Origin of the sequence: Flaviflexus sp., from assembly GCF_052087705.1 — a bacterium.
Lineage (GTDB): Bacteria > Actinomycetota > Actinomycetes > Actinomycetales > Actinomycetaceae > Flaviflexus > Flaviflexus ciconiae.
Genome location: NZ_JBQCYC010000039.1, coordinates 1 through 7530, shown reverse-complemented (window position 1 = coordinate 7530; position 7530 = coordinate 1). Strand labels below are relative to the sequence as shown.

Below are 7530 nucleotides of genomic sequence, written 5' to 3'. Positions count from 1 at the left end.
GAAGTTGCCGTAGCCCATAACGACTACGGCCAGGAACGCCGCACATAGGAGGAACGACTGGGAGACCCTCGACGCTGTTTCGCTGGGCTGGGCGACAGCGCGGATCAGTAGCCCAACAAAGCTCAGACCGGAAGCGAACCACAGCATTGTTGCGACCGTCTCATGCGAGAATCGTGACTCCGCGGACTCTCGCCAGTTTTCCTTGTGATCCGCGAGTTCTCAGTCCTCTGCACCAATTAGCCAATCAGGCGACTCGTACATCAGCCTGATGCTGGCAAGGATCAACCATGCAATAAGTGCGCCAATGAGGATAGCCCCGCCTGCCCAGAACCATTTCTCCAGTTCGGGGCGGTCCTGCAGGAACTTTGGCTTACAGTGCGGCTGAGCCGATCGGACCCGGTCGTTCATTTCATTGTTAAAAGGTAGCTCTCCCATACCCGCAACGTAATGGCTCCAATACTGGATAAAAAGGGCACCGGCACCCCAGCCAGACCGGCCGCTGGCCAGTTCACGATGTAAGTACAAGATCGGAAGTGCATACCCGCTGGCATCTGAAGAGAACGACCGGGGCCGCGGAGGAGATTTTGATCCCGCCCGCGACCCCACCACGTCTAAATGCGCGCTTGCTCCTTCACACCGGCTTAAAACCGGCGACTACAGCTTGTATTAACGGACAACATCCACGTTCTTGTCGATCGTGGACACATGGCCGCTGGCCCGCGCCGCTTCGGCAACGGCTTCGGCGACGGCCGGGGACACTCGCTTGTCAAACACCGAGGGGATGAGGAAGCTCGGATTGAGTTCCTCGGCCGTGATGGTTGCCGAGATTGCATCGGCGGCAGCAACCATCATCTCGTCAGAAACTCCGGTGGCCCCAGCATCGAGCAGGCCGCGGAAGAAGCCCGGGAAGACCAAAACATTGTTGATCTGGTTCGGGAAGTCCGAACGGCCGGTCGCGACAATTGCCGCGTGCTTAGAAGCTTCCTCCGGATCGACTTCCGGATCTGGGTTTGCCATGGCGAATACGATCGCGTCGTCGTTCATGGCAGCAATGTCATCACCATCAAGCAGGTTGGGTGCCGATACTCCAATGAAGACATCGGCGCCGACAACCGCCTCCTTGAGGGTTCCGGAGAAGCCTTCTTCGTTCGTGTTGCTGGCAAGCCAGTTACGGTGCTCATCGGCATGGGAGAAACCGCGCTCGATGACTCCTGCGCGGCCGGCCGCACGGATGTGCTTAACACCGGAGGCCATGAGGAGCTTGATGATGGCGAAGCCCGCGGCACCGACGCCGGAGACAACGACCTTCACGTCCTCAATATTCTTGTTCACGACCTTGAGAGCATTGTTGAGGGCTGCGAGCGTGACAATCGCAGTGCCGTGCTGATCGTCGTGGAAGACGGGGATATCGAGCTCGTCGCGGAGCCGCCTCTCGATCTCAAAGCAACGCGGCGCCGAAATATCCTCGAGGTTAATACCGCCGTAGGCGGGGGCAATCGCCTTGCAGATCGAGATGATTTCCTCGGTGTCCTTCGTATCGAGAGCCACCGGCCACGCATTTACGTTGCCGAATTTCTTAAACAGGATCGCCTTGCCCTCCATGACCGGCATGGCGGCCTCGGGGCCAATATCGCCCAAACCAAGAACTGCGGTGCCGTCGGTAACAACAGCAACAGTGTTTGCCTTGATGGTGAAGCGACGAGCATTCTCCTTGTTTTCGGCAATCGCATTGCAGACTCGAGCTACGCCCGGGGTGTAGGCGCGGGAGAGGTCTTCACGGTTACGGAGCTGAACCTTCGATGTGGTTTCGATCTTTCCGCCCGAATGAATAACGAAGGTGCGGTCGGAAACCAGCTTGACCCGGGTACCCTCAAGCGCATCAATCTTCGCGGTGATCTTGTCGACGTGGCGCTGACCACGAGCATTAGCAGAGACGTCAATGACCATGTGGTCAACACCTGAACCGGTGACATCGAGGGCCGTAATCTGGGCTCCCGTTTCAGCAATTGCCGCGGTCAGGTCCGAGCTGGCGGAGAATGATGCGGGAGTTTCTACACGGAACGTAATCGAATAACCGGGACTGGGGGAAACCACGGATTGACTCCTCATTGAGTTGTGAAAGTGTGCTCTTCCTCATTCTACGCGCTAGAAAAGTTCCATTTAGCCAACCGAGGACCGGCTCAAAACGGGAGGATTCGGACTCTCCAAGGCGAACGAACGGATCCTCGCCATTCTTGGAAGCGAAAACCTCGGCAGTTCATACATCTGCTTCTAATTGATGGCTTCCACGTAGAACCAACGGCCTCTTTCTTGGACAAACCGCGAGCGCTCCTGAAGGACGCCAATCCCTCCCCCGGCTTCCTTATAGGTAGCTCGGAATTCGACTATTCCGTCAGTATCTTCCGGGCCTCCGTCAACGACGTCGACGATCTGCAACCCCCGCCACTGCGGATTGTCCGTCAGGTCAACCGTCTCCGGGCGGGTCGTGGGATGCCAGGTGCGAAGCAACCACTCTTCGTCGCTTCGCGCGAAGGCGTCGAAGCGGGACCTCATGAGTTCTTCAGCAGTTGTCGATTCCACAGCTCCATCCTATTCGACACCAACCAGCACCGTTATTGGCACTAGCGCTCGCACCGGATCGGGCGATCTCGGGCTACCAATGAACATGGGCATATGGCCGCTCAATCCTTGTTTCTGTCACCGGTTGGCGACATTCCCCATGATCGAATAGCACTACCGAAAACACGCCCCGCTACTCGTTCTCCAGATGCTTTCTGAGGTGATGCCCACTGGGCCTTTTGCATCATGCAATTGTATGATGCAATACCTGTGTTCACATGTCCGGTTGGATTTGAGTTTCCCGTGGCCGTTTCTCGTCGCGAGCTCGTTTACGAGCAGATGCTTCTTTCGCGCGCCGCCTCGCAAAACTCTCCGCCGCACGGTCGGCAATGGGAGTTGGATACGAGCACCGCCTTTCTTGTTGCTCGCCTTGCGGCTTCGGGCCCGATGTCGGTCAGTGACTTCGCCGACGGGTTTGGTCTCGACACATCGACGGTTCATCGTCAGGTTGCGGCGGCGATATCGTGCGGGTTGATCGAACGGATTCCGGGAGAGAGCGGGTCCCAGGCTCGCCGTCATGTTCCAACCCAGGAGGGCCTTGCGGCTCTCGACCGGGAGTTGAATGCTCGCAGCGACACTCTTACTCGCGTGACTGCCGACTGGACTGATGATGAGGTTTCTCAGTTCACAGAACTCACGCGCAGACTCAACGAATCACTTGAGGAGCTTCGCGGCCATCCCTGGCCAAGGCCCCTCCCGTAGGCATCCCGCCCACTGCCCCACCACGTCGTCTTACGACCTGCGATATCCGACTTTTCTGCATTCTTTCCCGCCCCGATGCATTCGCATGGGTGGCACACCGAACTGAGGTACCCATGTCCCAACCCGAATCCCAACCGGTGAAGCGCAATATTGTTCTTGCGGTTCTCCTCTCGGGTGCGTTCATCATCATTCTGAACCAGACCCTGCTGAATACGGCTCTGCCGACGTTCATGGAGGAGTTCGGGATCACAGAGAATGCCGCCCAGTGGGTGACGACGGTCTTCATGCTCGTCAATGGCGTCATGATTCCCGTAACAGCATTTCTGATCGAGAAGTTCAGCACGAGGAAACTGTTTATGGCGGCGATGCTGATCTTCTCGGTCGGCACGGCAATATGTGCAGCGGCACCGTCCTTCGGCGTTCTCCTTCTTGGTCGCGTTGTTCAGGCCGCGAGCGGCGGCATGATCATGCCTCTCATGCAGACCATTGTGTTTGCCATGTTTTCGTTCCATCGTCGCGGTTCGGCCATGGGAACCCTGGGCCTTGTCATTTCCTTTGCTCCGGCAATCGGACCCAGCCTGTCGGGCTGGATCGTTGACAACATGCCCTGGCAGACCCTGTTTATCATGATGCTGCCGATTGCTTTGATCGACGCAGTCTTCGCCTATTTCCTGCTCCGCAACGTCACGGAGAACACGAACCCGAAGCTCGATTTCCTGTCACTCACCCTGTCCACAATTGGTTTTGGCGGGCTACTGTTTGGTTTCAGTACCGCGGGAAGTGCGGGATGGGGGAGCGCAAATGTGATCGGCCCCCTGGTCGTTGGCCTTCTCGCTCTTGTCTGGTTCACTCGCCGTCAGCTCACCCTTGAAAAGCCCATGCTTGATATTCGGGTTCTCTCGAACCCTATGTTCACGCTCGGAACCCTGCTTGGTATGACGATCTTTGTGGTCATGATCGGTGGCATGCTGATCCTGCCTCTCTACATGCAGAACATGGCTGACTTTACGGCCATGGAGTCCGGCATTGCTCTCCTGCCGGGTGCCGTTGTCATGGGAGTCGTCTCCCCTATCACGGGCAGGGTGTTCGACCGCTTCGGCGGCAAATGGCTGTCGTTCTTCGGCTTTATCCTCGCCACCGCATCCACGTTTATGCTCGCCCGACTATCACTCGACACGACGCTCGAGTACCTGGCGATCGTCAATGCGGTCCGCATGCTTGGCGTTGCAATGGTGATCATGCCGGTAACAACGGCGGCCCTGAACGAGCTGCCGCAGCGCATGATTCCGCACGGTACTGCCGTCAACAACACGCTCCGCCAGATCTCTTCCTCGATCGGTGCCGCGGTCATGGTGACGATTATGACCGCCACGGTCAAGGATCCTGCCGTTTACGGAATTGAGGGAGTCATTCACGGAGCCAACGTGGCTTTCATTGTTTCCGGTTCCCTCGGCATTCTCGGAATCATTGGTTCCCTCTTTATCCGAAACCGCCAATCTCCCGCGGCCTCCGAGATCATCGAGCCACAGGAGTAAGCCTGCCCCACAACACCGTGGCTTCCCGCATGACTCAGGCCTCCGGATTGAAGCGCCCTGGGTTTGTTGGAGGCTCCAGAGTTACGGATGGAGAATGGAGCCATGCCCCAACACAAGAACAAGGGACGCCGCTACTCGGCTGAAGAGAAAGCCGCTGCAGTCAGGATGGTGCGTACCCTCCGTGCCGAGCTTGGTACGAGCCAAGGAACGACATCGCGCGTCGCAGAACAGCTCGGCTACGGGGTCGAGTCGGTACGAGCGTGGGTGCGCCAAGCGACATCGATGACGGAGTCAAAGCCGGAGTCACGACCGATGATCAAACACGAATGCGAGAACTCGAGCAAGAGGTGCGTGAGCTCAAGCGCGCGAATGAAATCTTGAAACGGGCCGCGTCTTTCTTCGGGGCGGAGCTCGACCGCCAACATCGGAACTAGTGCGGTTTATTAACGCGAATAAGGACGATATCGTCGCTGGTCGGCGGCTCGGGGTCGAGCGCATCTGCAAAGTATTGCAGGTGACCCCGTCTACGTATTACGCCGCGAACGGCAGGCCAGCATCAGCCCGGCAAATTCGGGATACGGAGGTCGCGCCACGGCTGCTTGAAATCTGGGAGGCGAACTACTCCGTGTATGGGGTGCGCAAGCTCTGGAAAGCCGCGAAACGTGCTGGCATCGAGATCGGTCGTGACCAGGTCGCAAGGCTCATGAAGATTCTCGAGATTGAAGGGGTGCGTCGCGCGAAACGGCGCAAGACCACGAAGCCTGATCCGAAAGCACCACGGCACCCCGATCTCGTGAACCGCGTATTCAGTGCTGCCGCGCCGAACCAGTTGTGGGTTACGGATTTGACGTTCGTGCCGACCTGGCAGGGCGTCGCTTATGTCTGCTTCATCATTGACGCGTTCAGTCGCGCGATTGTGGGATGGCGGTGTGCATCGAACATGAAAACCGGGACGGTGCTTGATGCGATCGAGATGGCCCGCTGGTCACGGGGCAGGCATCTTCCAGAGCTGCGTTGCCACAGCGATGCGGGCAGCCAAGGCGGATTCAATCGATTGTCGCAACACCTTGATGAAAGAGGTGTAAGACGATGGCTACTGCGGACTGGAGTAAGAAGACCAGTGATATGCCAATGGAGGTGCGTCGTCAGTGGCGTGCGGATCGGGCGTTGCGTCCACCGATGCGGTCCCCAGGGCGGCCGGCCCCGTCGCGGGCGGTGCAGCGTCAGTTCTGGACGTTGATCGCTACTGGTATCACTACCGCGGAGGCTGCGGTGCGGGTGGGGGTGTCAGTGCCGGTGGGATCCAGGTGGTTCGGCCATGCTGGTGGGAAGAGACCTTTGAGCCTAGATGAGCCTACGGGGCGGTATCTGTCATTTGAAGAGCGTGAGGAGATCGCCATCTTGAACGCGAAGGAGACGGGGGTGCGCGAGATCGCTCGCCGCTTGGGGCGAGATCCTTCGACGATCTCTCGGGAGCTGCGACGAAACGCCGCTACCCGCGATGGGATCGGGGGTAGCGCGCTGTGGTGGCCCAGTGGAAGGCCCAGGAAGCGGCGAAGCGCCCAAAGGTAGCTAAGCTCGCCACCAACCTACGCCTTCGACAGTACGTGGAGGATCGGCTTGCCGGGATGCTCCACGACGAGGACGATCAAGTCGTGCCCGGTCCGCACACCCCGGCGTGGAAGGGTGTGGGCAAGCCGCGCCGGGCGGACCGTAAGTGGTTCACTGCGTGGAGTCCGGAACAGATATCGCAACGCCTGAAGATCGATTTCCCTGATGATGAGAGCATGAGAATCAGTCATGAAGCGATCTATCAATCCTTGTACATCGAGGCACGTGGGGCACTCAAACGAGAGCTCGTCGCGGCGTTGCGCACTGGGCGGGCAGTTCGTAAACCTCGGGCACGGACCCAGCGGAGGAACAAACCCCACGGGCACGTCACCAAGGCGGTGATGATATCCCAGCGCCCTGCCGAAGCCGAAGACCGCGCTGTGCCAGGACACTGGGAAGGAGACTTGATCATCGGCACTGGACGCTCGGCCATCGGCACCGTGGTGGAGCGACGCTCTCGCAGTATCCTGCTGGTGCACCTGCCCCGAGACCCCCGGTGGGGCAAAGTTGCTCCCACCAAGAACGGACCCGCTCTGGGCGGATACGGAGCCGAAGCGATGAACACAGCCCTGCAAACCTCAATGACCCGTCTGCCGCTACAATTGCGCCGCACGCTGACGTGGGACCGAGGTACCGAGATGGCTGACCACGCTGCCTTCACCCTCGATACCGGCACCAAGGTGTACTTCGCCGATCCGCACTCGCCCTGGCAACGGCCCACGAACGAGAACAGCAACGGGCTCCTGCGCCAGTACTTCCCCAAAGGCACCGACCTATCCAGGTGGGACGCCCACGACCTCGAAGCCGTCGCTCTAGCGCTGAACAACCGACCCCGAAAAATCTTGGGATTTCGAACCCCCACCGAGGTACTGACCGAGCAGCTACAATCAACCCTGAACAGCAGTGTTGCAACGACCGATTGAACCCACACAATTCACGTCGATTCGTTACGGTGAGCGTCTTGCTGAGATCGGAGCGACGCCCTCGATCGGGACCGTTGGTGACAGCTATGACTGTCAGACTGTTTTCACCTGGTTCCGCAAGAATCGGGTAGACCTGACCG

The 7530-nt window shown here is 58.7% G+C and carries 7 protein-coding genes and 1 pseudogene; 5 read left to right on the top strand and 3 right to left on the bottom strand.

All coding sequences use genetic code 11. From position 1 onward, the window contains the following. Window positions 1–219: 219 nt before the first annotated feature. The 3 genes from ACTHUY_RS11915 to ACTHUY_RS11905 all read right to left on the bottom strand — a co-directional run bounded on the left by ACTHUY_RS11915 (window position 220) and on the right by ACTHUY_RS11905 (window position 2580). A complete protein-coding gene (locus ACTHUY_RS11915) occupies window positions 220–435 on the bottom strand; it encodes a hypothetical protein (RefSeq protein ID WP_441654772.1) in 216 nt (71 codons plus the stop codon). A 231-nt stretch (window positions 436–666) separates the two neighbouring features. Further along, window positions 667–2094 (bottom strand): NAD-dependent malic enzyme, encoded by a 1428-nt coding sequence (locus ACTHUY_RS11910; RefSeq protein WP_441654771.1) that lies wholly within the window; start codon window positions 2092–2094, stop codon window positions 667–669. Between the two features lie 177 nt (window positions 2095–2271). Continuing rightward, window positions 2272–2580, bottom strand: coding sequence for a YchJ family protein (locus tag ACTHUY_RS11905; protein WP_441654770.1), 309 nt, complete (start codon window positions 2578–2580; stop codon window positions 2272–2274). A 282-nt stretch (window positions 2581–2862) separates the two neighbouring features. On the opposite strand from ACTHUY_RS11905, the gene ACTHUY_RS11900 reads away from it, so the two are divergent. The 5 genes and pseudogenes from ACTHUY_RS11900 to ACTHUY_RS11880 all read left to right on the top strand — a co-directional run bounded on the left by ACTHUY_RS11900 (window position 2863) and on the right by ACTHUY_RS11880 (window position 7390). After that, window positions 2863–3321: a MarR family winged helix-turn-helix transcriptional regulator gene (locus ACTHUY_RS11900; protein WP_441654769.1), complete on the top strand. Its 459-nt coding sequence runs from the start codon at window positions 2863–2865 to the stop codon at window positions 3319–3321. A 113-nt stretch (window positions 3322–3434) separates the two neighbouring features. Further along, on the top strand, window positions 3435–4856 hold the full coding sequence (locus tag ACTHUY_RS11895) for an MDR family MFS transporter (RefSeq protein ID WP_441676017.1): 1422 nt from the start codon (window positions 3435–3437) through the stop codon (window positions 4854–4856). A gap of 87 nt (window positions 4857–4943) precedes the next feature. Next, window positions 4944–5237: a transposase gene (locus ACTHUY_RS11890; RefSeq protein WP_441678996.1), complete on the top strand. Its 294-nt coding sequence runs from the start codon at window positions 4944–4946 to the stop codon at window positions 5235–5237. 52 nt (window positions 5238–5289) lie between these two features. After that, on the top strand, window positions 5290–6096 hold the full coding sequence (locus tag ACTHUY_RS11885) for an IS3 family transposase (protein ID WP_441678994.1): 807 nt from the start codon (window positions 5290–5292) through the stop codon (window positions 6094–6096). Continuing rightward, window positions 5988–7390, top strand: a pseudogene (locus tag ACTHUY_RS11880) (IS30 family transposase). The gene ACTHUY_RS11885 and the pseudogene ACTHUY_RS11880 overlap by 109 nt, the downstream one beginning before the upstream one ends. The last annotated feature ends 140 nt before the right edge of the window (window positions 7391–7530 follow it).